The organism is Streptomyces sp. NPDC028907, from assembly GCF_055564995.1.
Genome location: NZ_JBVHVE010000002.1, coordinates 192,394 through 216,613, shown reverse-complemented (window position 1 = coordinate 216,613; position 24,220 = coordinate 192,394). Strand labels below are relative to the sequence as shown.

The window sequence follows — 24,220 nt, the reverse complement described above, 5'->3', positions numbered from 1 at the left end:
CGCCGAAGGGGCCCTCCACACGCGCGTGGAGGGCCCCTTCGCGAGCTGGGCGGGCTCAGGGCTCTCCGAAGCGGCGCACCCCCGACGGCGTCACCACCGCGTGCACCGGCCGGTCGTGCGGCTCCTCCGGGACGTGCTCGACGACCTCCGCGTCGTACAGCAGCACCACCAGCGAGGGCCGGGCGCCCGCGCGTTCCAGACGGGCGAGGACACGGTCGTACGACCCGCCGCCGCGCCCCAGCCGCATCCCGCGCGCGTCGACGGCCAGGCCCGGCAGCAGCACCACGTCGGCGTCGGTCACGGCGTCCGGTCCGAGGCGCTCGCCGGAGGGCTCGAAGAGGGCCATCTTCCCGCCGTGTTGGACGCGGGCCAGGGAGTCCTCCCCGAAGTACCCGCCCCAGTCGAGGTCGTTGTCGGGCAGCAGGGCGGGCAGCAGGACACGGACGCCCCGCGCGCGCAGCGCGTCGAGCAGCGCCAGGGTGCCGGGTTCACTCCCCACGGAGACGTACGCCGCCACCACGCGCGCGTGCGCCAGCTCGGGCAGCTCCAGTGCCCGCCCGGCCAGCGCGGCGGCCGACACCCGCAGGTCATCCGCAGTCAACCTGCCTCTCACCGATAGGATCTCCTGCCGCAACACGCGCTTGTCAGGCTCGGCCGGACGTCCGATGTGACTCATAGGTCGCTCCCTTACCCTTCCCAATGTGCTCATAAGAGAGCCAAATAACCGGAGCCTCAGATTCCCTGAAAAGACACCGGATAAGGTGGCGGGCATGACTCAGTCCCACCCTCGGATCACCAAGGCTGTCATCCCCGCAGCGGGCCTCGGCACCCGCTTCCTGCCGGCCACCAAAGCCACTCCCAAGGAGATGCTGCCGGTCGTCGACAAGCCGGCGATCCAGTACGTGGTCGAAGAGGCCGTGTCCGCGGGCCTCGACGACGTCCTCATGATCACGGGCCGCAACAAGCGCCCCCTGGAGGACCACTTCGACCGCAACTACGAGCTGGAATCCGCCCTGCAGAAGAAGGGCGACGCCGGCCGGCTCGCGAAGGTGCAGGAGTCCAGCGACCTCGCCACCATGCACTACGTCCGCCAGGGCGACCCCAAGGGCCTCGGCCACGCGGTGCTGTGCGCCGCCCCGCACGTCGGTAACGAGCCCTTCGCCGTCCTCCTCGGCGACGACCTGATCGACCCGCGTGACCCCCTGCTCAAGCGGATGGTCGAGGTCCAGGAGCAGCACGGCGGCAGCGTCATCGCCCTGATGGAGGTCGCGCCCGAGCAGATCCACCTCTACGGCTGTGCGGCCGTGGACCCCACCGAGGACAGCGACGTGGTCAAGGTGCACGACCTCGTCGAGAAGCCGGCCGCGGCCGACGCCCCGTCCAACTACGCCATCATCGGCCGCTATGTGCTCGACCCGCACATCTTCGGCATACTGCGTGAGACCGAGCCGGGCCGCGGCGGCGAGATCCAGCTCACCGACGCCCTCCAGCAGCTCTCGCAGGACGAGAAGGTCGGCGGCCCCGTGCACGGCGTCGTCTTCAAGGGCCGCCGCTATGACACCGGCGACCGCGGCGACTACCTGCGTGCCATTGTCAGACTCGCATGCGAACGTGAAGACCTGGGCCCGGACTTCCGGACCTGGCTTCGCAGTTACGTAGCCGAGGAGATGTAGCGAGTTGAGCACCGCCGCGCCCCGCCCCGCCGGCCAGGACCACCTCTGGTCGGTGGACGAACACCTGGAGGACATCCTCGCGACCGTCCGCCCCCTCGAACCCATCGAGCTGCAACTGCTCGACGCCCAGGGCTGCGTCCTGGTCGACGATGTCACGGTGCCGGTCTCCCTGCCGCCGTTCGACAACAGCTCCATGGACGGGTACGCGGTACGGGTCGCGGACGTCGCCGGCGCGAGCGAGGAGTTCCCCGCCGTCCTGGAGGTCGTCGGGGACGTCGCGGCGGGCCAGGCCGAACTGCTCCACGTGGGCCCCGGCCAGGCCGCCCGCATCATGACCGGCGCCCCGCTGCCGCCCGGCGCCGAGACCGTCGTCCCGGTGGAGTGGACCGACGGCGGCCTCGGCGAGGGCCCGGTCACCGGGATGCGCGCCCGCAGCCTGGCCCCCGAGGGCGCCCAGGGCCAGGTGCACGTCCACCGGCCGGCCGAGGCACGCGCACACGTCCGCGCCAAGGGCAGCGACGTGAAGTCCGGCGACCGCGCCCTTGAGGCCGGCACGGTCCTCGGCCCGCCCCAGATCGCCCTCCTCGCCGCCATCGGCCGCGGCACGGTACGCGTGCGCCCGCGCCCGCGCGTCGTCGTGATGTCCACCGGCAGCGAACTCGTCCAGCCCGACGAGCAGCTGTCCGGCGGCCAGATCTACGACTCCAACAGCTTCGCCCTCACCGCGGCCGCCCGGGACGCCGGCGCCATCGCCTACCGCGTGGGCGCCGTCGCCGACGACGCCGAGACCCTCCGCTCCACCATCGAGGACCAGCTCGTCCGCGCCGACCTCATGGTCACCACCGGCGGCGTGAGCGTCGGGGCGTACGACGTCGTCAAGGAAGCCCTGTCCCATGTCGCCGACGAGGACGAGGCCGGCAGCGGCATCGACTTCCGCAAGCTCGCCATGCAGCCCGGCAAGCCCCAGGGCTTCGGCTCCATCGGCCCCGACCACACCCCGCTGCTCGCGCTCCCCGGCAACCCGGTGTCGTCGTACGTCTCCTTCGAACTGTTCGTGCGCCCCGCGATCCGCACCCTGATGGGCCTGGAGGACGTCCACCGCCCCCGGACGACCGCGACCCTGACCGCCGACAAGGCGCTGACCTCGCCCAAGGGACGCAGACAGTTCCTGCGCGGGACGTACGCCGACGGCGCGGTGCGCCCGGTCGGCGGCGCCGGATCCCATCTGGTCGCCGCCCTGGCGCACGCGGACGCGCTGATCGTCGTCCCCGAGGACACCGAGAGCGTCGAGCCCGGCGCCGAGGTCGAGGTGGTCCTGCTCGGCTGAGCGACCCTGGTTGGCGGTACCGTGTCGCGCACAGCAGGCCCGTGCGCCGCACCGCGACGGGCCAGGACCGGGAGCGCCACACCAGCATGAGCAAGCAGGACCCATCCACGCAGGACCACCTCACGCACATCGACGACGCGGGCGCTGCCCGCATGGTCGACGTCTCCGGGAAGGACGTGACCGCGCGCACCGCCCGCGCCAGCGGCCGCGTCCTCGTCTCGCCCCGCGTGGTCGAGCTGCTGCGCGGCGAGGGGGTCCCCAAGGGCGACGCCCTCGCCACCGCCCGGATCGCCGGGATCATGGGCGCCAAACGCACCCCCGACCTGATCCCGCTCTGTCACCCGCTCGCGGTGTCCGGTGTGAAACTGGACCTGTCGGTCGCGGAGGACGCCGTGGAGATCGTGGCCACCGTGAAGACCACGGACCGCACGGGCGTCGAGATGGAGGCCCTCACCGCGGTCTCCGTCGCCGCGCTCACCGTGATCGACATGGTGAAGGCGGTCGACAAGGGAGCGGTCATCACGGACGTGCGGGTCGAGGAGAAGACGGGCGGCAAGTCGGGCGACTGGAGCCGGGCATGACACTGGACGCGTCGATCGGTGGTGCACTGCTCGCGCCGTACAGCGCCCTGGTGGTCACCGCCTCCAACCGAGCCGCCGCCGGGGTCTACGAGGACAAGGGCGGCCCGCTGATCGCCGACGGCCTCAAGGGCTTCGGCTTCACGGTCGACGGACCGCAGGTCGTGCCCGACGGCGACCCCGTGAAGGCCGCCCTGCGCGCCGGCGTGGACGCCGGGTACGACGTCATCGTCACCACCGGCGGCACCGGAATCTCGCCCACCGACCGCACACCGGAGGCGACCCGAGCCGTCCTCGACTTCGAGGTGCCGGGCATTGGCGAGGCGATCAGAGCGTTCGGACGGGAGAAGGTGCCCACGGCGGCACTGTCCCGAGGGCTCGCCGGAGTCGCCGGGCGCACGCTGATCATCAACCTGCCCGGTTCCAGCGGCGGGGTGAAGGACGGTCTGGCCGTCCTGGAGCCCCTCCTGATCCACGCCGTCGACCAGATCCGCGGCGGCGACCACCCCAGACCCAGCAGCGGGGGTGCGAGCTGAACAGCCCATCCTGGCCCGTCGTGCTGAGGGACGGCGATGTCGTCCTGAGGCCGATAAAGATGCGCGACCAACGGGCCTGGCGCGAGGTCAACCGGCGCAACCGGGACTGGCTGCGGCCGTGGGAGGCGACGATTCCGCCGCCCACGCCCAGCGGACCGATCGCGCACCGGCCGACCTACCGCCAGATGGTCCGGCACCTGCGCTCCGAGGCGAACTCGGGCCGGATGCTGCCGTTCGTCATCGAGTACCAGGGGCGGCTGGTCGGGCAGTTGACGGTCGCCGGGATCACCTGGGGCTCGATGTGCTCGGGGCACGTCGGCTACTGGGTGGACGAGGCGGTGGCGGGCCGCGGGGTGATGCCGACGGCGGTGGCGCTGGTCGTGGACCACTGTTTCCGCAGCGTCGGGCTGCACCGCATCGAGGTCTGCATTCGCCCCGAGAACCGGCCCAGCCGCCGGGTCGTGGAGAAACTCGGATTCCGCGAGGAGGGGCTGCGTCCGCGATATCTCCACATCGACGGGGCCTGGCGGGACCATCTCGTCTTCGCGCTCACGGCGGAAGAGGTACCGGAAGGGTTGCTCGGCCGCTGGCACCGGGAACGCCCGCAGCGGGCCACGGACGCGAAGTCGCAGAACACCCGGCAGAACCCGCAGGGGAATCCCGCGTAGCTCGAAGGCGCTCCGGAAATTGAATAAGTGTTCGAAATTGATCGCCGGATGACCGGCTCAGGGCATTAAATTCGCGCCCTCGTTGGGCTGCTGATCGCATCGGTCACAAAAAAAGTTCGAAATATCAGCCAGATCGTGCGACACACCGGCTCAATTGGCGGATGGCCTCACGCAAATCCCTCTACCGTGTGAGACGTGAGCAGCAGCGGCCTCATCTACGCAGTCATTGTCGGGGCCTGGGCCGCCTACTTGGTGCCGATGTGGCTCCGTAGGCAGGACGAGCTGAACGAGGCCCGTCCGACGGAACGCTTCAGCACAGCCATCCGGTTGCTGTCCGGACGGGCGGGGATGGAGCGCCGGTACGCCAAGGACCTGCGCGCGCGCTCCACCGAGGAGGGGGAGCTCAGCGCAGACGACCCGGGCGACGTCACCGAGTCGGTGGACGTCCGGGCCTTCGCCATGCCTCCGACCCGTCCGCAGACCCAGGCGCCGGTCCCGGCCCAGGCACCAGGACGCCCGGAACCGGCACGCGACTCCGCCCGGGAGCAGGGGAGCAAACCGGCACCCGAACACGGTTCCCGGCCGACACCCGAACGCGCGAGCGCGCCCTCCGCCGAAGCGGGCTCCGGCCCCGCGGCCAAGGCGCGCCAGCGGGTGCCCGCCGCCCGGCGGGCCCCCTCGGACGAGGCGGCCGCGGCACGCGCCCGGCGCTCGAAGGTGCTCGCGCGCCGTCGCCGTACGACCGTGATGCTCTTCCTCGCCTTCACCCTCGGCGCGATCGTCGCCGCGGTCGGCGGGCTGGCGTTCCTGTGGGCGCCCGGCGTTCCCGCCGTGCTGCTCAGCGGGTACATCGCGTATCTGCGGTCCCAGGAGCGCCGCCGCTTCGCCTACCAGATGGACCGGCGGCAGGCCGAGGCCGCCGCGCAGCGGCTTCGTGAGCATGCGCGCCAGTCGCGCCGTCGCGGCGGCACCGACCCCGGCGCGGGCCTCGACGAGCCCGACGAGGGGTCCGAACCAGGCGCCACCGATCCCGGCCTGTCCGCCCTCGCCGCCGACCGGCGCGCCCTCGTCGAGCAGACCGACCACGCAGAGTGGGTGGACCAGCAGCGCGAGCGGCAGCGCAGGCCCGGGCACGGTGACAGCTGGGACCCGGTGCCCGTGCCGCTGCCGACGTATGTGACCGCCCCGGTCGCGCCCCGGGCCACCCCCGACGTGGACCTCGGCGCCCCGGACGCCTGGAGCTCGGCGCGGTCGAGCACCGTCGGCCGGGACCGGGAGACCGGTGCCGAGGCCGGGGACAGCTCCCCGCGGGGCGCGGAGCCGGGCGACGCGGACGCGGGGCGCGAGGAGGAGAAGGCCGACGGGGGCGGTCGCAGCGACGCCCGCCGGGCCGCCTCCGCCCGCCGGGCCCGCGAACGGGGCCGTACGCCGCTGTTCGACCAGTACGAGGACGGCGACCGGCCGCGCGCCGCCAACGAGTAGCCGCCACCTGCGGCCGGGCCCGGCGGCCGGCCGGGGAACGGATTTCCAAGCAGGCCGATCGGGGTGCTAAAGTTTCACTCGTTGCAAGGGCCTGTGGCGCAGTCCGGTAGCGCACCTCGTTCGCATCGAGGGGGCCAGGGGTTCAAATCCCCTCAGGTCCACCGCAACAACTCTCCAGGGAAACCAGGGAGTTGAAAGATCCCGCCCGATCGGTTGATCGGGCGGGATCTTTGTTGTGCCCAAGTGCCGCCGTCGCGAGGGGGAGCGTGGAGAAGGTCGACGCAGAGTTATCGGCGGGGCGTGCGGCGCCGCTGCGGATCCCGGGCTTCCGGCGGTTCGTACTGGCCAACCTCGTCTCCGCAACCGGGTCCGCCATGGCGCCGCTCGCGCTCGCCTACTCCGTGATCGGGGAGGGCGGCGGAGCCGGGGAGCTCGGGCTGGTGCTCGCCACGAACACCGTGCCGACGGTCCTGTTCCTGCTCGTGGGCGGAGTGCTCGCGGACCGGATGTCCCGCAGCCGGATGCTCTTCCTCGGCAATCTGCTCGCGGCCGTCGCCCAAGGCGCGCTGGCCGTGATCGTCGCCACCGGACACGCGTCGACGACCTCCATCGCGGTCTGCGGATTCGTCTCCGGGACCGCGGTGGCCTTCACCGTGCCCGCCACCCAGGGCGCCGTGGGCCAGATCGTCCCCGTGGAACAGTTGCAGCAGGCCAACGCCCTGCTCAGACTGCCGGGCAACGCCGTCAAGGTCCTCGGCCCGGCCATCGGCGGAGCCGTCGTCGCGGTCAGCGGCCCCGCCTGGGCGCTCGCCTGGGACGCGCTCACCTTCGCCGTCGCCGCCTTTCTGCTCCTCGGGCTGCGGCTGGACGCGCCGGTCATCGTCACCAGCGCGCTCAGTGACCTGCGGCACGGCTGGACCGGGTTCTGGTCGCGGACCTGGCTGTGGACCTACACGGCCGCCGGCACCCTCCTCGTCGCCGCGTGGCTGGCGGGGTACCAGCTGCTCGGGCCCGTCGTCGCGGCGGAGCGGTACGCGGGGGCACGTGACTGGGGGCTCGTGCAGGCCGCTTTCGCGGCGGGGCTGCTGGGCGGGACGGTGGTGTGCCTGCGCTGGCGGCCGTACCGGCTGCTGGTCGTGGCCATCGTGGCCTGTACGCCGCTGGCGGCGCCGCTGCTCGCCATGGGCTGGGGACTGCCGCTGCCCTGGGTGCTGTTGGCCGCGCTGCTCGCGGGGATCGGCCTCGACGTGACGATCGTCGCGTGGACGACCGCTTTCCAGCAGCATGTGCCGCAGGGCGAGTTGGGGCGAATGAGCGCGTTCAACAACGTCGGCGAACGGCTCGCCATCCCCCTCGGCTATCTGCTCACCGCCTTCGCGGCCGGCCTCTGGGACAGCCGGACGGTACTGGTGGCGTGCGCGGGGCTGGTCGTGCTCTCCCTGGCCCTCAACCTCTGTGTGCGGGACGTGTATCGCATCAACCGGCGTACGGGCGAGGAGGACGGGGGCGTCTAACCGGGCTTACGCCTCACAGAGCCTTGGCGTAACACAGGCTGAGCTCGTGGAAGCGGTAGTAGCCGAACTTCTCGCACGGCTCGTACCCGCTGGACGTGTACAGCGCCACCGCCTCCGGCTGCTGGGACCCGGTCTCCAGGACCATGCGCCTGCGGCCCGCGTTCCGCGCGTCCTCCTCCAGCGCGGCCAGGATGCGGCGCGCGAGGCCCCGGCCGCGCATCTGCTCGATGACATACATCCGCTTGAGCTCGGCATCGCCGTCCGCGTTGCCCTCGCCGTTCTCGTCCTGGGACCGCCAGCCGCCGGAGGCGACGGGGGTGCCGAGCGCGTCGTACGCGATCAGGTACAGGCCGTTCGGCGGCCTGAAGTCGGCCACGTCCAGGGGCGTGGCGTCGCCGCCGTCGCCGTAGCGGACGCCGTATTCGGCCTGGACCTGGTCATTGAGCTTGACGGCGTCGGGGTGGTCGAAGGCGACCCGGCGTATGTCCATGCCGAATACCGTATATGAGTTCAATTTCACCGGGTTCCAGAACCGGACTCGGTCCAGGGTGCCGGTATCGTTCCCGGGTGCTCACTGTGACCTCTGTGAATGTGAACGGGCTGCGGGCCGCCGCGAAGAAGGGCTTCGTGGAGTGGCTCGCCGGTACCGAAGCCGATGTGCTGTGCCTGCAGGAGGTGCGCGCGGAGCCGCAGCAACTGCCCGAGCATGTCCGCACCCCGGACGGCTGGCACGTCCTGCATGCGCCCGCCGCCGCCAAGGGCCGGGCCGGTGTCTCCCTCTACACCCGCCGCGAGCCCGACCGCATCCAGGTCGGCTTCGGTTCGAGTGAGTTCGACGACAGCGGGCGTTACGTCGAGGCGGACCTGCCGGGTGTGACCGTCGCCTCCCTCTACCTCCCCTCAGGCGAGGTCGGCACCGAGCGGCAGGACGAGAAGGTCCGCTTCATGGGCGAGTTCCTGGCCTATCTGAAGGACCTGCGCGAACGCGCCGCCGCGGACGGCCGCGAGGTCCTCGTCTGCGGCGACTGGAACATCGCGCACGAGAAGGCGGACCTGAAGAACTGGCGGGGCAACCAGAAGAGCTCCGGGTTCCTGCCGGAGGAGCGGGAGTGGCTCGGCGAAGTGCTCGCTCCGTCGGCGGGCGGCTATGTCGACGTCGTACGGTCGCTGCACCCGGATGTCGAGGGGCCGTACTCCTGGTGGTCGTACCGCGGTCGGGCCTTCGACAACGACACGGGGTGGCGCATCGACTACCACGTGGCGACGCCGGGGCTGGCGGGCCGGGCGCTCAAGGGGTATGTGGAGCGGGCGGCGACGCACGCGGAGCGGTGGTCGGATCATGCGCCGGTGACGGTGGTCTACGGTCGCTGAGGGCTCCGCGAGCCCCTAGGGCGCTATTGCTTGCGCAGCCGCCGGTCCAGCGCCAGTGAGAACTCCGCTTCCACCACGCTTCTGGCCAGGGGGCGCAGCCGCTGGAGGTCGTCCTCGTGGGCGTGGCGCAGGACGATGTCGGTGAACATCTCGGCCAGGTCGTCGACGTGTTCGCGGACGCGTTTGCCGGCGGCGAGGACCTCGGCGAGGGGGATGCCCTCGCGGACGAGGGCGGAGGAGACGTCAAGGAGGCGGCGGCTGATGTGGACGATCTCGTCGCCGTCGGTGCCGAGGTAGCCGAGTTCGATGGCGGCGGCGAGGTTCTCGGGGGTGACCTCGCCCTCGAAGCGGGCGGCGAGTTCCTCGGGGGTGAGGCGGACCGGTTCCTCCTCGGTGGGGGTGTCGACGCCGATGAGGTCGGCGACGTCCCGGCCGTGGTCGAGGGCGTCGGCGAGTTCCGCGATGCCGGTGAGGGTGTGGCCGCGTTCCAGGAGTGCCGCGATCGTGCGCAGGCGGGCCAGGTGGTGGTCGTCGTACCAGGCGATGCGGCCCTCGCGGCGGGGTGGCGGGATCAGCTTGCGTTCGCGGTAGAAGCGCAGGGTGCGGACCGGGATGCCGGCCAGGTGGGCGAGCTCCGCCATGCGGTATTCACGCTTCTCGGTCACCTGGGCACCTTAAGGCGTACCGACGGTAACTTTCCCGGGCCGACCCCTACCGGTCGGTACGGACCTGCCCTACTCTCCCCATTGTGCCAGTGTTCACTGGCATGGTTCCGGTTCAAGTGTGTTCAAGTGTGGAGGCACAGGTATGGCCGAACGCGAACATGTGCGGGTCGCGGTGGTCGGGTCCGGGTTCGGCGGGTTGGGAGCCGCCGTCCGGCTGCGACGCGAGGGCGTCACCGACTTCGTCGTCCTGGAGCGGGCCGACAGCGTCGGCGGCACCTGGCGGGACAACAGCTATCCGGGGTGCGCCTGCGATGTGCCGTCCCATCTGTACTCGTTCTCCTTCGCGCCCAATCCCGACTGGCCGCGCACCTTCTCCGGGCAGGAGCACATCCGGGCCTATCTGGAGCACGTCACGGACGTCTTCGGGCTGCGGCCGCACATCCGCTTCGACTCGGAGGTGGAGCGGATGACCTGGAACGGCGAGCGGCTGTGCTGGGACATCGAGACCAGGAGCGGGAGTCTGTCGGCCGACTTCGTCGTCTCCGCCACCGGGCCGCTGTCCGACCCCAAGGTCCCGGACGTCCCGGGGCTCGACTCCTTCCCCGGCAAGGTCTTCCACTCGGCCCGCTGGGACCACGACTACGACCTGCGCGGCAAGCGTGTCGCGATGGTGGGGACAGGGGCGTCCGCCATTCAGATCGTGCCGTCCATCCAGCCCGAGGTGGAGCGGCTCACGCTCTTCCAGCGCACCCCGCCCTGGGTCATGCCCCGCGTCGACCGTGCCATCAGCGGTGTCGAGCGCTCGCTGCACCGGGCCCTGCCCTTCACCGCCCAGCTGCGCCGCGGACTGCTGTGGGGGATCCGGGAGCTTCAGGTCCAGGCGTTCACGAAGCATCCGGGCGAGCTGGGCTTCGTCGAGCAGTTGGCCAAGCGCAACATGGCCCGCTCCATCAAGGACCCGGCCCTGCGCGCCAAGCTGACCCCGGACTACCGCATCGGCTGCAAGCGGATCCTGCTGAGCAGCGCGTACTACCCGGCGCTCGCCCGGCCCAATGTCGACGTGGTGGCCAGCGGGCTGAGCGAGGTCCGCGGATCGACCGTGGTGGCCGCCGACGGGAGCGAGGCCGAGGTCGACGCGATCGTCTTCGGTACGGGGTTCCATGTCACCGACATGCCCATCGCCGAGCGGGTGGTGGGGGTCGAGGGCAAGACGCTCGCCGAGGCCTGGAAGGGCGGGATGGAGGCGTTGCGGGGTGCGTCCGCGGCCGGGTTCCCGAACTGGATGACCGTCATCGGGCCCAACACGGGGCTCGGGAACTCCTCGATGATCCTGATGATCGAGTCCCAGCTGAACTACATGGCGGACTTCGTGCGCCAGTTGAACGTCCTGGGAGGGCGGGTCGCCCTCGACGCGCGGCCGAGTGCCGTGCACGCCTGGAACCGGCGGGTCCAGGAACGCATGAAGCGGACCGTGTGGAACACGGGCGGCTGCACGAGCTGGTACCTCGACGCGAACGGCCGCAACACCACCGTCTGGCCCGGTACGACCTCGGAGTTCCGGCGGGTCACGCGGCGCGTGGATCTGTCGGAGTACGCCGCGGTCCGGGCCACCGCCGAGAAAGGTGCCAAGGAAGAAGTCGAGGTGACCGCGTGAGCCGGCTCATGCACGTGACGTCCGGGCCGTACGCCCCGCCCGCCCCCGCCCGTGAGCTGACCGCCACCTCCGCGGACGGCGCCCGGCTGCACATAGAGGTGCACGGCCCGACGGACGCGCCCGCCGTCGTCCTCGCGCACGGCTGGACCTGCTCGACCGCCTTCTGGGCCGCGCAGATCCGGGAACTGACCGCCGACCACCGGGTCATCGCCTACGACCAGCGCGGCCACGGACGCAGCCCGGCGAGCCCGGCGTGCAGCGCCGACGCGCTCGCCGACGACCTCGAAGCCGTACTGAGGGCGACCCTCGCGCCCGGTGAGAAGGCCGTGATCGCCGGGCACTCCATGGGCGGCATGACGGTGATGGCCGCGTCCACCCGCCCCGGGTTCCGCGAGCATGCCGCCGCCGTCCTGCTGTGCAGCACCGGTTCCTCGCGGCTGGTGGCCGAGTCCACGGTCGTACCGCTGCGGCCGGGACGGCTGCGGACCTGGCTGACGAAGCACATACTCGGCGCCCGGGCGCCGCTCGGGCCGGTCACGCCGGCCGCCAGGGCGATCCTCAAGTACGGCACGATGGGCCCCGGGTCGGCCCCGCACATGGTCGAGGCCTGCGCGCGGATCGTGCACGCGTGCCCGCGCAAGGTGCGGTACGCCTGGTCGCAGGTGCTCGACCTGCTCGATCTCGACCACGGAGTACGGGAGTTGGCGGTGCCGACCGCGGTCGTCGTCGGCACGGCCGACCGGCTGACCCCGCCCGTGCACGCGCACTCGCTGGCCGCCGCGCTGCCCCACTGCCTCGGTGTCACCGAACTGCCCGGCCTCGGGCACATGACGCCGATAGAGGCGCCCGGCCTGGTGACCGGGAAGATACGCGAACTTGTCACGCGGTACACGCGCAGCACGACGTACTCACAGGTGAAGGAGGGCGCATGAGCAGGGTGAGCCTCGAAGGGCAGGTCGCCGTGGTCACGGGGGCGGCGCGCGGCGTGGGGGAGCTGCTCGCCCGCAAGCTCTCCGCGCGCGGCGCGAAGGTGGCGCTCGTCGGGCTGGAGCCGGACGAGCTCAAGCAGGTCTGCGAACGGCTGCACGGCGACAGCGGCCACTGGTACGCCGATGTGACGGACCATGAGGCGATGGCCGTCGTCGCGCGCGAGGTCAAGGAGCGGTTCGGGAAGGTCGACATCGTCGTCGCCAACGCCGGTGTGGCGAGCGGCGGTCCGTTCGTGGACTCCGATCCGGAGGCCTGGCGGCGGGTCATCGAGGTCAACCTCATCGGTTCGGCGGTCACCGCGCGCGCGTTTCTGCCGGTGCTGATGGAGAGCCGCGGCTATCTGCTCCAGATCGCCTCGCTCGCCGCCATCACCCCGGCGCCGATGATGACCGCGTACTGCGCGTCCAAGTCGGGTGTCGAGGCGTACGCGCACAGTCTGCGGGCCGAAGTCGGTTACAAGGGCGTGCGGGTGGGCGTCGGGTATCTGTCCTGGACCGACACCGACATGGTGCGGGGTGCCGATCAGGACGACGTCATGCGGGAGTTGAGGAAGCGGCTGCCGTGGCCGTCCAACAAGACGTATCCGCTGGGGCCGGCGGTCGACCGGATCGTGGCCGGGATCGAGCGGCGGTCGAGTCATGTGTACGGGCAGTGGTGGCTGCGCGGGATGCAGGGGGTGCGCGGGTATCTGCCGGGGCTCATCGGGACCGTGGGGCAGCGGGAGGTGCGGCGGTTCGCGGACCGGCTGGAGGGGATGCGGATCGGGCTGGTCGGAGCGGGGGGCGCCGCCGACGAGCAGGAGAGGACTACGCGGCGTAACTGATCGACATGCGGGGGGTTATCGCCCGTGTGAATCTGGTCGAGGCCCCACCGAGGGGCCAATCCCCCACTCACTACGGGAGTGAACCCACATGGGTATGAAGGACCAGTTCAAGGAGAAGTCCGAGCAGCTTCAGGAGCGTGCTCGCCAGCACGGTCAGCAGGAGCGCGGGCGCCCGCAGGGGCAGCCGCAGCAGCCGGAGCGGGGCCGTCCGCAGCGGCCGCAGCGGGACGAGGAGTCCGAGCGGGTGCGCCGCGAGGACGAGGAGCGGTTCGACCAGGACTACGACCGGTAGTCGTCGGTCTGTGTGAACGCGGGGTGCCCCCTGTTTGGTGGGTGCCCCGCGTTTGCGTATTCGGGTGCGGGCCCGGTGGGGGTCGCGCAGTTCCCCGCGCCCCTGAGGGGGTTGCCCGCCCCCCCCGTCAAGAAGTACGGGGCGGCAGTTTTGGTCTTGAGCGGTCCGGGACGTGTGTGTAATCCGGGGGCGTTGCCGGGGGGTTGGATTCCAGGAGGTCCAGGGCCAGTTCCACCGCGTCGGAGAGTTGGGCGTGGCGGCCCTCTGCCCAGTCCAAGGGGGTGCGGAGAACCTCGACGTCCGGGGTGACGCCCTTGTTCTCGATGGTCCAGCCGTAGGCGTCGAACCAGGCCGCGTTCATCGGGACCGTGATCACCGTGCCGTCGCCGAGGCGGTGGCGGCCGGTCATGCCGACGACTCCGCCCCAGGTGCGTTGGCCCACGACCGGGCCGAGCTTGAGGAGTTTGAAGGCGGCCGTGATCATGTCGCCGTCGGAGGAGGTCGCCTCGTCGGCGAGGGCGACGATCGGGCCGCGCGGGGCGTTCGAGGCGTACGACACCGGCTGGGCGTTCCTCGTCAGGTCCCAGCCGAGGATCGTGCGGGTCAGCTTCTCCACCACGAGTTCGCTGATGTGGCCGCCCGCGTTGCCGCGCACGTCGACGATCAGGGCGGGGCGGGACATCTCCATGCGCAGGTCGCGGTTGAACTGGGCCCAGCCCGAGCCGCCCATGTCGGGGATGTGGAGGTAGCCGCAGCGGCCGCCGCTCAACTCCCGGACGACGGCGCGGCGTTTGGCCACCCAGTCCTGGTAGCGCAGGGGGCGCTCGTCGATCAGGGGGACCACGGCCACGCGCCGGGCCCGGCCCGCCTCGCCCTCGGCGGGGGTGAAGGTCAGCTCCACCGTCGTACCGCCGGCGCCGGCGAGGAGGGGGTAAGGGCCCGTGGCCGGGTTGACGGGGCGGCCGTCCACGTGGGTGAGCACAGCGCCCTCGCGGATGCCCGTGCCCGCCAGCGGGGAGCGGGCCTTGGAGTCGGAGGACTCGCCGGGGAGGATGCGGCGGACCATCCAGTCGTCGTCGCGGCGTACGAAGTTGGCGCCCAGCAGGCCCTGCCAGCGCTGGTAGTGCGGGGGGCCCTCGTTGCGGCGGGCGGCCGTGACGTAGGCGTGGGAGGTGCCGAGTTCGCCGAGGACCTCGCGGAGCAGGTCGGCGAACTCGTCGGGGGAGGCGACCCGTTCGACCAGGGGGCGGTACTGGGCGAGGACCGCGTCCCAGTCGATGCCGCACATCCCCGGCTCCCAGAAGTACGCCCGGATGAGCCGGCCCGCCTCCTCGTACGCCTGCTTCCACTCCGCCGTCGGGTCGACCTCGTGCAGGATGCGGCGCGCGTCGATCCAGACCGTGGTGTCGCTGTCACCGGACTCGGAGGCGGGCACCGCCCGCAGGTCGCCCTCGTCGACCAGGACGAGGCGGGAACCGTCGCCGCTGACCGCGAACCAGTCGAGATGGTCGACGAGTTCGGACTTCTTCGCCTTGCTGATGTTGAAGTGTTCGAGGGTCGGCCGGCCGGTCGTGTCGTCCGGGTTGGCGAACGTCTCGCCCAGCGCGCCCGAGATCGGCCAGCGCAGCCAGACCAGTCCGCCGCCCGCCACCGGGTGCAGCGCCGAGTACTTGGAGGCGCCGACCGGGAAGGGGGTGACCCGGCTCTCCAGGCCCTCGGTCTCGACGGTCGGCGCGCCGCCGGTCGCCCCCTCCTCGTCCGCCACCGGGTCCAGGCCCCCGGCGGCCGGGCGGCCCTCCGGGGTCAGGGCGAAGGGGGAGGGGGTCGCGGAGGAGAGGGGGACCAGGTAGGGGCGGCAGCCCAGCGGGAAGGAGAGGTCGCCGGTGTGGACGTCGTAGACCGGGTCGAAGCCCCGCCAGGAGAGGAAGGCGAGGTAGCGGCCGTCCCGGGTGAACACCGGGTTCTCGTCCTCGAAGCGGCCGTTGGTGACGTCGACGATCAGCCCGTCCCTTATCCGGGCGAGCTTGATCTGGCGCAGGGAGCGGCCGATCAAGGGGTGCGACCAGGTCAGCCAGGAGCCGTCCGGGGAGAAGGCCAGGTCCCGGACGGGGCCGTTGACCGATCTGATCAGCTCGGTGACCTCGCCGCCCGAGTCCTCGGTCGCGTCGAGCAGCAGGAGCCGCCCGTCGTGGGCCGCGATGGCGAGGCGCTCGCCCTGCGGGTCGGAGACCATCTCCAGGACCCGGCCCACCTCGCCGGAGGCCAGCCGGCGCGGCTCGCGGTCACCGGTCGCCCGCGGCAGGTAGGCGATCTCGACGGCGTCCTCGCCCTCGGCGTCCGTCACGTACGCGATCTGCCCGGCCGAACCGAGCATCTCCGGGAGCCGGACCCGTACCCCCGGGGTGTCGGTGATCGTGCGCGCCGGGCCGTCCCGGTGGGTGAGCCAGTAGAGGCTGCCTCGGACGACCACGGCACTCGCGCGGCCCGTCTCGTCGACGGAGATGCCGTCGACGTGCTGGGCGGCCGGCACCTGGTACCTGCGGCGGCCGGCGCCCGACCCGCTCAGGTGTACGTCCAGGCGGCGCGGCTCGGAGCCGGCGGTGAGGTCGTCCACGATCCACAGGTCGCCCGCGCACTGGTACACCACCCGGGTGCCGTCGCTCGCCGCGTGCCGGGCGTAGAAGGCGTCGTGGTCGGTGTGGCGGCGCAGGTCGGAGCCGTCGTACGCGCACGAGTAGAGGTTGCCGACGCCCTCGTGGTCGGAGAGGAAGGCGATCCGGCCGCCGACGAACATGGGGGAGTCGAGGTGGCCGTCGACATCCGCGAGCAGGCGCTCGCCGTGCAGCCACAGGCGGCCCGTGGCGCCGCCCCGGTAGCGCTTCCAGGAGGCGGGCTCGTGCGGTGGGGTGCCGGTCAGCAGCAGGGTCCTGCGCTCGCCGTCGAGGTCGGCGACCTGGATGTCGGAGCATGGCCCCCAGGGGAGTTTGCGGCCGGGGTCGCCGTCGGGGCGGACCTTGTAGGCGAAGGTGTAGTGGGAGAAGGGCTCGCCGTGGGAGGCGACGGCGAGGATCACGCCTTCGGGTGTCCAGCCGCAGACCCGGGTGTCCGCCGAGCCCCAGTGGGTCAGCCGGATGCCCGGGCCGCCGTCCACCGGGACCAGATGGATCTCGGGGACGAGGCTGCGCCAGCTCGTGTACGCGAGATGGCGGCCGTCGGGGGAGAAGCGGGGGTGGCCGGTCTTGGCGCGGTCCACGGTGAGGCGCCAGGCGCGGCCCCGGCCGTCGAGGGGGGCCAGCCACAGGTCGTCCTCGGCCACGAAGCACAACAGGTCGTCATGGAGATGCGGCAGGCGCAGATAGCTCACCTCCCCATGCTTTTCCTGTGGACGGACCTGGGCAACTCGTGACGATCCAGGCATGGCGATGACGCCGTGACCCACAACACGAACGAAACCGTTTCGTTTCGCTGGAGGGTGCGCTACATTCGTCGTGTACGAAACAGTGTCGTTCGGAGCGGGAAGGTGAGGCAGGCATGACCGAGGTCGCAACGGCGCGCCGCAGTCGGATCACCCCTGAGCGCGAGGCCGAGCTCTACGCGGCCGTGCTCGACCTGCTCCGCGAAGTCGGCTACGACGCCCTGACCATGGACGCCGTGGCCGCTCGCACCCGGTCCAGCAAGGCCACCCTCTACCGCCAGTGGGGCGGCAAGGCCGAGCTGGTCGTGAAGGCCATCCGGCACAACAAGCCGGTCAAGGACCTCGGCCAGATCGACACCGGGTCACTGCGCGGCGACTTCCACGCCATCATGGCGCACGCGGACGACGCCGAGATGGCGCAGAACAGTGCCCTGATGCGCGGACTGGCCATGGCGATGCACGCCAACCCGGACCTGCACAGGGAGTTCCGCAGCCAGATCATCGAACCGGAGATCGCCGAGTCGCGCCGCGTCCTGCAGCGCGCGATCGACCGGGGCGAGGTCCGTGCGGACTGCCCGGCGCTGGAATTCGTGGTGCACATGATGCTCGGCGCGTTCGTCACGTGCACGGTCCTCGACGAGAGGCCACCGACGGCGGCCTTCCTCACCTCGTACATCGACGCCGTGGTCCTCCCCGCCCTCGGTGCCCCCGTCAACTGACGATCCCGTCAACCGACGAGTCCCTTCCCCCAGTACTCCCCAGCAAGCCCTCCACCTGACGTAACCGCTCACGTCGTCGGGCTGATCACCCCTGCCCCAGGGCCTGGATCGGAACCCAGGCCCTGCATCCCCACGACCTGACCGGGAGTCGCCCTCGTGGCCACGTTCCTCTACAAACTCGGCCGACTCGCCTTCAGGCGACGGCATTTCGTCGCCCTGATATGGGTCGCGCTGCTCACCCTCGCCGGTGTCGGCGCGGCCAGCGCGCCCGCCGCGGGATCCACCTCCTTCTCGATCCCCGGCACCGAGGCGCAGAAGGCCTTCGACCTGCTGGAACAGCGCTTCCCCGGGATGAGCGCCGACGGCGCCACCGCCCGGGTCGTCTTCAAGGCCCCGCACGGGCAGAAGATGACCGACCCCGGCAACAAGGCGACCGTCGAGGACACCGTCAAGGAGCTGTCCGACGGCTCCGAGGTGGCTTCCGTCGCCGACCCCTACACCGGGCACGCCGTCAGCAAGGACGGCACGATCGCGTACGCGTCCGTGAAGTACGAGGTCTCCGGCATGGAGCTGAAGGACTCATCGCGCGAGGCCCTTCAGGACGCCGCGCAGGACGCGCGGGACGCCGGGCTGACCGTGGAGGTGGGCGGTGACGCCCTCCAGACCACGCCCGAGACCGGCGCCACGGAGATCATCGGCATCGGGGTCGCCGCGGTCGTCCTCGTCATCACCTTCGGTTCGCTCATCGCGGCCGGACTCCCGCTGCTGACCGCCCTGATCGGCGTCGGCATCGGCATCTCGACGATCACCGCCCTGGCGAGCGCGCTGGAGCTGGGCTCCACCACCTCGACCCTGGCGATGATGATCGGCCTCGCGGTCGGCATCGACTACGCCCTGTTCATCGTCTCCCGCTACCGCGCCGAGCTGGCCGAGGGCCGCGAGCGCGAGGAGGCGGCCGGACGGGCCGTCGGCACGGCGGGCTCGGCGGTGGTCTTCGCGGGCCTGACCGTCGTGATCGCGCTGGTCGGCCTGTCGGTCGTCAACATCCCGATGCTGACCAAGATGGGCATCGCGGCGGCGGGCACGGTCGTGATCGCGGTGCTGATCGCGCTGACCATGATCCCGGCGCTGCTCGGGTACGCGGGCAGGAAAGTCCAGCCGGCCGGCCGGAAGAGCCGCTGGATGGGCGGCAACCGGGCCGAGAAGAAGGCCGCCGCCTCCGGTACGGCCGCCCCGGTCAAGCCCAACATGGGCACGCGCTGGGCGAGCTTCGTCGTACGCCGCCCGGTGGCCGTCCTCCTCCTGAGCGTCCTCGGCCTCGGCGCCGCCGCCATCCCCGCGACCTCCCTCGAACTGGGCCTGCCCGACGACGGTTCGCAGCCGACGTCCACGACCCAGCGGCGCGCCTACGACCTCCTCTCCGAGGGCTTCGGGCCCGGCTTCAACGGCCCGTTGATGGTCGTGGTCGACGCGAAGGGCAACGACGACCCGAACGCGGTCTTCAAGCAGGTCGGCGACGACATCAAGGGCATCGAGAACGTCGTCACGGTGACGCCGGCGACGCCCAACAAGGCGGGCGACACCGCGACGATCACGGTGATCCCGGACGCCAAGCCGTCCTCCGTCATGACCGAGGACCTGGTCCACGCCATCCGTGACAAGGGCACGGAGGTGAAGGCCGACACGGACGCGACCGTGCTGGTCACCGGCTCCACGGCGATGAACATCGACGTCTCGGAGAAGCTGAACGACGCCCTGCTGCCCTATCTGGCCCTGGTCGTGGGCCTGGCCTTCCTCCTCCTGATCGTGGTCTTCCGCTCGATCCTGGTCCCGCTCAAGGCGGCGCTCGGCTTCCTGCTGAGCGTGATGGCGGCCCTCGGCGCGGTCGTCGCGGTCTTCCAGTGGGGCTGGCTCGCGGGCCTCATAGGCGTGGAGGAGACCGGCCCGGTGATGTCCATGATGCCGATCTTCATGGTCGGCGTGGTCTTCGGACTGGCCATGGACTACGAGGTGTTCCTCGTGACCCGGATGCGCGAGGCCTACGTCCACGGCGAGAAGCCGAGCCAGGCGGTGGTGACCGGCTTCCGGCACGGCGCGCGCGTCGTCACGGCCGCCGCCGTGATCATGATGGCGGTCTTCGCGGGCTTCATCGGTTCGTCCGAGTCCATGGTCAAGATGATCGGCTTCGGCCTGGCCATCGCCGTCTTCTTCGACGCCTTCGTGGTCCGCATGGCCATCGTCCCGGCCGTCCTGGCCCTCCTCGGCAAGAAGGCCTGGTGGCTCCCGAAGTGGCTGGACCGCGCCCTGCCGAACGTGGACGTGGAGGGGGAGGGGCTGCGGGCACAGACCGACAAGGACAAGGACGAGGACGGGGACCGGGAGCTGGTGCGCGTCTGACCGGCCGGTGAGATACGCCCGTTGAAGCAGGCCGGCCGGTGAGGGCTCCGTGGGGACGGGTGCCCTCACCGGCCAAGACCGAGGAAGACCAGGGGAGTCAGTGGCCTTCGGCCGGCAAGTCGCAATGGCCCCCACCTCACCCTCGCCCCGGGCATCCGGAATTCATTCGTAGGCCACGTACCCGCCCGCTAGCCTGCGGGGCATGAACCGATTCGACGAGGCTCTTCGTGAGCTCGGGCTGGCCGACCTCCACTCCCGGATCCGCCGGTTCCCGGACGCGACCCGTACCGCCGTCGAGGCCGCCGAGGCGATCGGGTGTGAGCTCAGTCAGATCTGCAAGTCGCTGATCTTCGCGGCGGACGGCGAGCCGGTGCTGGTTCTGCTGGACGGGGCCTCGCGGGTCGACGTCGAGCTCGTCCGCAAGGAACTCGGCGCCCAGAAGGTCACGCGGGCCAAGGCCGAGGTCGTCCGGGAGACCACCGGCTACGCCATCGGAGGCGTACCCCCCTTCGGGCACCGTACGAAGACGCGCGTGCTCGCGGACCGTTCGCTGCTCGGCCACGACGTCGTCTGGGCCGCCGCCGGGAACCCGCACGCCGTCTTCCCGATGGCCCCCAAGGATCTCGTCGCCCATGCCGGCGCCACCCTCGTGGACGTGCGCGAGCAACCGCGGGCTTCGTGACCCCGCTGGTCACGGCCGCCGTCCTGCTCGCGGCCGTCACGCACGCCAGTTGGAACGCCCTCGCCCACCGGATCACCGACAAGCTGGTGGGGTTCACGCTCATCACGGGCGGCGGGGTGCTGATCGGGCTGGCCCTCATCCCGTTCGCGGGGTTCCCGGCGGCGGGGGCGTGGCCGTATCTCCTGGCGTCGGCCCTCGTCCACATCGTGTACTTCGCGCTGCTCATGAAGTCGTTCCGGCTGGGCGACTTCGGGCAGGCGTACCCCATCGCGCGCGGCAGCGCGCCGCTCGTCGTCGCCGTGGTCGCCGCCTTCGTCGCTCATGAGGTCCCGGACGGGTGGGCGGCCGCCGGAATCGCCGTGTCCTGTGCGGGGCTCACGGGCGTCGCCCTGTGGGGTCTGCGCGGGAACCCGCCCGACTGGGCCGCGATCGGCGCGGCGCTGGCGACCGGGCTGAGCATCGCGGCGTACACCGTGCTGGACGGGCTGGGGGTGCGGGCCTCCGGGTCTTCCCTCGGGTACATCGCCTGGCTGATGGCGGTGCAGGGGACAGCCGTGCCCGCGTACGCCTGCTGGCGCTGGCGCCGGGAGACGGTCGCGGTGTTGCGGCCGTTCGCCGGGGTGGGGCTGCTGGGTGCCGCGCTGTCCTTCGCCGCGTACGCCCTGGTGCTGTGGGCGCAGACGAAGGCCGAGTTGGCGCCGATAGCCGCCCTGCGGGAGTCCTCGATCATCGTCGGCGCCGCGATCGGTGCCGTGTTCTTCAAGGAGCGGTTCGGGGCGCCGCGCATCGTGGCGGCGGGGCTGCTGGTCGTGGGGATCGGGCTGATGCTGCGCGCGGGATAGCGGGAGCCCCGTCCGTTCTGGCCGGGGCTCCCGCACCGTCAGGCGTTCGTCAGCCGCTGAAGGCGCTGTTGTTGCAGCCCATCGTCGAACCGAGGTGCGTGCTCTGGGCGCCCGACTCGCCTTCGCCGTTGAGGCCGTTGCCCAGGACGCCGTTGAGGATCCCGACCACGCCGAGGATGTCGAGGTTCAGGTCGTGGGACTTGCAGCTGGTGCTCTGCAGCACCTCTACGTCGTTGCCCCGGGGGCCCTGGTCGGCCTGCGCGGTGCCCGCGCCCACGAGACCGACGGTGGTGAGGGCGGCGACCAGGACCGCGGCCTTGCGAAGCTTGTGCATGTCATCTCCGGTGGAGTGAGGTGGATGCGATTTAGGGAGATTAAGTAGGAAATGCCCCAAATCATCCTGTGGCGCGCCGAGTTTCGCGATCTTCTGCCGGGATGATGCTGTTCCGGGGTGACGACGGCTGCCTGAAGTCAGGCTCTAGGCGCGCCGCGTGATCCCCGACAGGTCGTGTGCCGTCACGCTGTTGCGGTCGGTCACGGACCGGCCGAGGGCGTGGTGGGGCCACAGACCCGCGGCCACCCGGCGACTGCGCTCGCTCCACTGACGGGCCGCCAGGTCACCGGCCTTGTAGTGGTTGAGGGCGAATCCCCCGGTGTGGATGCGCACCAGCGTGAAGCCGCCGGGGTACTCCTTGGCGGCGGCGACCTCCTGCTGGGTGACGTGCGGGGCCCGCGACAGCACGGTGCGCTTGTTGCGGTGGGTGTGGCCGGCGTGGTGGAGGAAGACACCGGGCGCGGACGCGTAGGCGTCGACGACGGCGCGGGCCTGGCGGCGGTCCAGCTGCTGGCCGCGGGTGACCGGGAAGACCGAGTCCCGCACGGTCAGCGGATGGTGGCCGAAGACGAGGGTCGGCTGCTCCGGGGCCTCCCTCAACCTGGCCTGGAACCAAGCAAGTTGCTCCGGACCGAGCCCGCCCGCGTCGGCGCCGTTGCCGGTCTTGACGTAGGTGTCGAGGCCGATGACCCGCAGCCCGCCGAGGTCCCGGGCGAAGTACCCGGGGCCGCCGTCGCCGGCCGGGAACGCGGTCTGGAAGCCGGCGTTGTCCCGCGAACGGTCGTGGTTGCCGCGTACGACGAAGTAGTCCTCGCCGTGAGCGCCGAAGCCGTCCAGGATCCGCCGCGCCTCACCGAGGTCGTGCGCCGCTCCGCCCGCCGAGATGTCACCCCCGGCCAGCAGTACGTCCGCCCCGCGCCGCCGGGCCTCCTCGACCAGGGCGCGGCTCATCAGCTCCGGATACGGCGCCCGGCCCGGCTGCTGCGGCACCCCGCGCAGCAGAGGGAAGCCGCCCACGAGGCCCGCGGTCGTCTCGCCCAGGTGCAGGTCGTTGCAGAGCGCGACCGACAGCAGATGCCGGCCGGGCGGCGGCTGCGGGGTGGTGAAGCAGTACGGCCCGCCGCTCGAACCGAACCCGAACGTCGAGGTGCCCACCGCGTTGCCGCGCACCAGGTGCAGCGGGGTGGGCGTCGCGGCGGTGCCTCGGGAGCGGGCCTGGTAGTAGTACGTCTGCCCCGGCTCCAGGTCGGTGAGTTCGACCTGGTGATGGGCGGTCGGCCGGTCCTCGGACGCCGCGCGGTTGAGCCTGGACGGGTGGGTGCCGTAGACGATCTCGCCCTCGGTGAGCGCCGGGAGCGGGTGGCCCAGGCCGTCGTCGGTGCCGGGGATCCCGGTGTACCAGGTGATGACGGCGCGGTCCTCGGTGAGGGTGACGAGTTCGAGGTTGACGGCGATCAGGTCGTCGGGGTGGTGCGAGCGGGCCCGCTGCACGGCGGCGGAGGCCGACCGCAGCAGGGCGGGGGCGAGACGGGCGCCCGAGCGCAGCACCTCGCAGGGGCCGGGGAAGGCCGACAGTGCCGCGAGGGCGGGCAGGTGGGCGGAGAAGCAGCAGCGCATGTCCTCGATGTGGCCCGGTGGGGTGAACGGGGGAGGTGGCGGTGACGGCGGGGCCAGGTCCGGCGCGCGACATCTCCGTGGAACGCGACATCTCCATGGAAGCAGGGTGAAGGCGGTCACCGAAGGGAGTGTGCCGAGTCTCACTGATCCCGAGTTGCCGTGTTTGCTCCTCTGACTGGTCGGCGGTGCCCTCCGAGGCGCACCCTGGAAGCAGAACTTCCGGAGGTGATCGTCATGATGCACACCGCAGTGGGATGGCATGTCGAGCTGGAGTTCCAGGAGGACGAGACGCACACCAGGGCGGTGGCCATGGTGCGCCTCCCCGACGGCAGCGAGGTACGCGCCCACGGGCACGCCTCACGGCATCACACGGACGCGAATCAGCCACGTGTCGGTGAGGAGATCGCCGGGGCGCGTGCGTTGAACGAGCTGGCGATGCAGATGCTCACGAAGGCGCACGGCGAGATCGACTCCGCGTCGGGGCGTACGTCGCACCCGATCCATGTGTGAGGTGTTGGGGTAGGTCGTATGCCGGGTGCGGTTGGGTGGGGGGCTGGTCGCGCCCGCGCGGCGGTAGCCGCATATTCGACACAGCGCCGCGCCCCTGGGGACGTCCCCGCGTCCGGCGTCACACACGCGCC

At 71.4% G+C, this 24,220-nt stretch carries 23 protein-coding genes and 1 tRNA gene; 18 read left to right on the top strand and 6 right to left on the bottom strand.

Annotated features, from left to right (window positions below; translation table 11 throughout):
* Window positions 1-55: 55 nt before the first annotated feature.
* Window positions 56-676 (bottom strand): 5-formyltetrahydrofolate cyclo-ligase, encoded by a 621-nt coding sequence (locus tag ACZ4UU_RS05385; RefSeq protein ID WP_468036632.1) that lies wholly within the window; start codon window positions 674-676, stop codon window positions 56-58.
* A gap of 94 nt (window positions 677-770) precedes the next feature.
* Here ACZ4UU_RS05385 and galU point away from each other — a divergent pair, with 94 nt between their 5' ends.
* The 8 genes from galU to ACZ4UU_RS05345 all read left to right on the top strand — a co-directional run bounded on the left by galU (window position 771) and on the right by ACZ4UU_RS05345 (window position 7,778).
* Window positions 771-1,673 (top strand): UTP--glucose-1-phosphate uridylyltransferase GalU, encoded by a 903-nt coding sequence (galU, locus tag ACZ4UU_RS05380; RefSeq protein WP_468036630.1) that lies wholly within the window; start codon window positions 771-773, stop codon window positions 1,671-1,673.
* Between the two features lie 4 nt (window positions 1,674-1,677).
* Window positions 1,678-3,000, top strand: a complete 1,323-nt coding sequence (gene glp, locus ACZ4UU_RS05375; protein ID WP_468036628.1) for a molybdotransferase-like divisome protein Glp — start codon at window positions 1,678-1,680, stop codon at window positions 2,998-3,000.
* Between the two features lie 86 nt (window positions 3,001-3,086).
* Complete coding sequence (gene moaC / locus ACZ4UU_RS05370; protein WP_468037857.1) at window positions 3,087-3,581, top strand: cyclic pyranopterin monophosphate synthase MoaC; 495 nt, start codon at window positions 3,087-3,089, stop codon at window positions 3,579-3,581.
* The gene (locus tag ACZ4UU_RS05365) at window positions 3,578-4,114 is read left to right on the top strand and encodes a MogA/MoaB family molybdenum cofactor biosynthesis protein (RefSeq protein WP_468036626.1); all 537 of its coding nucleotides are present in this window, start codon (window positions 3,578-3,580) and stop codon (window positions 4,112-4,114) included. Before moaC ends, ACZ4UU_RS05365 begins: the two co-directional genes overlap by 4 nt.
* Before the next feature lie 20 nt (window positions 4,115-4,134).
* Window positions 4,135-4,782, top strand: a complete 648-nt coding sequence (locus ACZ4UU_RS05360) for a GNAT family N-acetyltransferase (protein ID WP_468036624.1) — start codon at window positions 4,135-4,137, stop codon at window positions 4,780-4,782.
* Window positions 4,783-4,977: 195 nt separating this feature from the next.
* Window positions 4,978-6,264 (top strand): divisome protein SepX/GlpR, encoded by a 1,287-nt coding sequence (sepX, locus tag ACZ4UU_RS05355; RefSeq protein WP_468036622.1) that lies wholly within the window; start codon window positions 4,978-4,980, stop codon window positions 6,262-6,264.
* 87 nt (window positions 6,265-6,351) lie between these two features.
* Window positions 6,352-6,425 (top strand) — tRNA-Ala (locus tag ACZ4UU_RS05350).
* 105 nt (window positions 6,426-6,530) lie between these two features.
* Window positions 6,531-7,778 (top strand): MFS transporter, encoded by a 1,248-nt coding sequence (locus ACZ4UU_RS05345; protein ID WP_468036620.1) that lies wholly within the window; start codon window positions 6,531-6,533, stop codon window positions 7,776-7,778.
* A gap of 13 nt (window positions 7,779-7,791) precedes the next feature.
* Here ACZ4UU_RS05345 and ACZ4UU_RS05340 read toward each other — a convergent pair whose 3' ends face one another.
* Entirely contained in the window at window positions 7,792-8,268 is a 477-nt protein-coding gene (locus ACZ4UU_RS05340) for a GNAT family N-acetyltransferase (protein ID WP_468036618.1), read from the bottom strand.
* Window positions 8,269-8,345: 77 nt separating this feature from the next.
* Here ACZ4UU_RS05340 and ACZ4UU_RS05335 point away from each other — a divergent pair, with 77 nt between their 5' ends.
* Window positions 8,346-9,149 carry an exodeoxyribonuclease III gene (locus ACZ4UU_RS05335; protein WP_468036616.1) on the top strand — a complete coding sequence of 268 codons (804 nt, stop codon included), beginning with the start codon at window positions 8,346-8,348 and terminating at the stop codon, window positions 9,147-9,149.
* A gap of 23 nt (window positions 9,150-9,172) precedes the next feature.
* Here ACZ4UU_RS05335 and ACZ4UU_RS05330 read toward each other — a convergent pair whose 3' ends face one another.
* A complete protein-coding gene (locus tag ACZ4UU_RS05330) occupies window positions 9,173-9,814 on the bottom strand; it encodes a MerR family transcriptional regulator (protein WP_468036614.1) in 642 nt (213 codons plus the stop codon).
* Between the two features lie 142 nt (window positions 9,815-9,956).
* On the opposite strand from ACZ4UU_RS05330, the gene ACZ4UU_RS05325 reads away from it, so the two are divergent.
* From ACZ4UU_RS05325 to ACZ4UU_RS05310, 4 genes are all read left to right on the top strand, one after another.
* Entirely contained in the window at window positions 9,957-11,468 is a 1,512-nt protein-coding gene (locus ACZ4UU_RS05325; protein ID WP_468036612.1) for a flavin-containing monooxygenase, read from the top strand.
* The gene (locus ACZ4UU_RS05320; RefSeq protein WP_468036610.1) at window positions 11,465-12,400 is read left to right on the top strand and encodes an alpha/beta fold hydrolase; all 936 of its coding nucleotides are present in this window, start codon (window positions 11,465-11,467) and stop codon (window positions 12,398-12,400) included. Before ACZ4UU_RS05325 ends, ACZ4UU_RS05320 begins: the two co-directional genes overlap by 4 nt.
* Window positions 12,397-13,281 carry an SDR family oxidoreductase gene (locus ACZ4UU_RS05315; RefSeq protein WP_468036608.1) on the top strand — a complete coding sequence of 295 codons (885 nt, stop codon included), beginning with the start codon at window positions 12,397-12,399 and terminating at the stop codon, window positions 13,279-13,281. Before ACZ4UU_RS05320 ends, ACZ4UU_RS05315 begins: the two co-directional genes overlap by 4 nt.
* Window positions 13,282-13,369: 88 nt before the next feature.
* Window positions 13,370-13,573: a hypothetical protein gene (locus ACZ4UU_RS05310; protein ID WP_468036606.1), complete on the top strand. Its 204-nt coding sequence runs from the start codon at window positions 13,370-13,372 to the stop codon at window positions 13,571-13,573.
* A gap of 127 nt (window positions 13,574-13,700) precedes the next feature.
* Here ACZ4UU_RS05310 and ACZ4UU_RS05305 read toward each other — a convergent pair whose 3' ends face one another.
* Window positions 13,701-16,937 (bottom strand): S41 family peptidase, encoded by a 3,237-nt coding sequence (locus tag ACZ4UU_RS05305; protein ID WP_468036604.1) that lies wholly within the window; start codon window positions 16,935-16,937, stop codon window positions 13,701-13,703.
* Between the two features lie 167 nt (window positions 16,938-17,104).
* On the opposite strand from ACZ4UU_RS05305, the gene ACZ4UU_RS05300 reads away from it, so the two are divergent.
* From ACZ4UU_RS05300 to ACZ4UU_RS05285, 4 genes are all read left to right on the top strand, one after another.
* Window positions 17,105-17,707 carry a TetR/AcrR family transcriptional regulator gene (locus ACZ4UU_RS05300; RefSeq protein ID WP_468036602.1) on the top strand — a complete coding sequence of 201 codons (603 nt, stop codon included), beginning with the start codon at window positions 17,105-17,107 and terminating at the stop codon, window positions 17,705-17,707.
* Window positions 17,708-17,863: 156 nt separating this feature from the next.
* Window positions 17,864-20,104 carry an MMPL family transporter gene (locus tag ACZ4UU_RS05295; protein WP_468036600.1) on the top strand — a complete coding sequence of 747 codons (2,241 nt, stop codon included), beginning with the start codon at window positions 17,864-17,866 and terminating at the stop codon, window positions 20,102-20,104.
* A 202-nt stretch (window positions 20,105-20,306) separates the two neighbouring features.
* The gene (locus ACZ4UU_RS05290; RefSeq protein WP_468036598.1) at window positions 20,307-20,786 is read left to right on the top strand and encodes a YbaK/EbsC family protein; all 480 of its coding nucleotides are present in this window, start codon (window positions 20,307-20,309) and stop codon (window positions 20,784-20,786) included.
* The gene (locus ACZ4UU_RS05285; RefSeq protein WP_468036596.1) at window positions 20,783-21,628 is read left to right on the top strand and encodes an EamA family transporter; all 846 of its coding nucleotides are present in this window, start codon (window positions 20,783-20,785) and stop codon (window positions 21,626-21,628) included. The genes ACZ4UU_RS05290 and ACZ4UU_RS05285 overlap by 4 nt, the downstream gene beginning before the upstream one ends.
* Before the next feature lie 49 nt (window positions 21,629-21,677).
* Here ACZ4UU_RS05285 and ACZ4UU_RS05280 read toward each other — a convergent pair whose 3' ends face one another.
* Together ACZ4UU_RS05280 and ACZ4UU_RS05275 are read right to left on the bottom strand one after the other, a co-directional pair.
* Complete coding sequence (locus ACZ4UU_RS05280) at window positions 21,678-21,962, bottom strand: hypothetical protein (protein ID WP_468036594.1); 285 nt, start codon at window positions 21,960-21,962, stop codon at window positions 21,678-21,680.
* 144 nt (window positions 21,963-22,106) lie between these two features.
* Window positions 22,107-23,579 (bottom strand): purple acid phosphatase family protein, encoded by a 1,473-nt coding sequence (locus ACZ4UU_RS05275; protein ID WP_468036592.1) that lies wholly within the window; start codon window positions 23,577-23,579, stop codon window positions 22,107-22,109.
* 234 nt (window positions 23,580-23,813) lie between these two features.
* Here ACZ4UU_RS05275 and ACZ4UU_RS05270 point away from each other — a divergent pair, with 234 nt between their 5' ends.
* Window positions 23,814-24,089, top strand: a complete 276-nt coding sequence (locus ACZ4UU_RS05270) for a DUF1876 domain-containing protein (RefSeq protein ID WP_468036590.1) — start codon at window positions 23,814-23,816, stop codon at window positions 24,087-24,089.
* Window positions 24,090-24,220: the final 131 nt, after the last annotated feature.

Bases quoted from the DNA above. Each gene is read 5' to 3' on its own strand.
- ACZ4UU_RS05340 (WP_468036618.1), bottom strand. From the start codon at position 8,268: ATGGACATACGCCGGGTCGCCTTCGACCACCCCGACGCCGTCAAGCTC.
- ACZ4UU_RS05280 (WP_468036594.1), bottom strand. From the start codon at position 21,962: ATGCACAAGCTTCGCAAGGCCGCGGTCCTGGTCGCCGCCCTCACCACC.
- ACZ4UU_RS05290 (WP_468036598.1), top strand. From the start codon at position 20,307: ATGAACCGATTCGACGAGGCTCTTCGTGAGCTCGGGCTGGCCGACCTC.
- ACZ4UU_RS05275 (WP_468036592.1), bottom strand. From the start codon at position 23,579: ATGCGCTGCTGCTTCTCCGCCCACCTGCCCGCCCTCGCGGCACTGTCG.
- ACZ4UU_RS05310 (WP_468036606.1), top strand. From the start codon at position 13,370: ATGGGTATGAAGGACCAGTTCAAGGAGAAGTCCGAGCAGCTTCAGGAG.
- ACZ4UU_RS05365 (WP_468036626.1), top strand. From the start codon at position 3,578: ATGACACTGGACGCGTCGATCGGTGGTGCACTGCTCGCGCCGTACAGC.
- moaC (WP_468037857.1), top strand. From the start codon at position 3,087: ATGAGCAAGCAGGACCCATCCACGCAGGACCACCTCACGCACATCGAC.
- ACZ4UU_RS05325 (WP_468036612.1), top strand. From the start codon at position 9,957: ATGGCCGAACGCGAACATGTGCGGGTCGCGGTGGTCGGGTCCGGGTTC.
- ACZ4UU_RS05315 (WP_468036608.1), top strand. From the start codon at position 12,397: ATGAGCAGGGTGAGCCTCGAAGGGCAGGTCGCCGTGGTCACGGGGGCG.
- ACZ4UU_RS05270 (WP_468036590.1), top strand. From the start codon at position 23,814: ATGATGCACACCGCAGTGGGATGGCATGTCGAGCTGGAGTTCCAGGAG.
- ACZ4UU_RS05300 (WP_468036602.1), top strand. From the start codon at position 17,105: ATGACCGAGGTCGCAACGGCGCGCCGCAGTCGGATCACCCCTGAGCGC.
- ACZ4UU_RS05385 (WP_468036632.1), bottom strand. From the start codon at position 676: ATGAGTCACATCGGACGTCCGGCCGAGCCTGACAAGCGCGTGTTGCGG.
- galU (WP_468036630.1), top strand. From the start codon at position 771: ATGACTCAGTCCCACCCTCGGATCACCAAGGCTGTCATCCCCGCAGCG.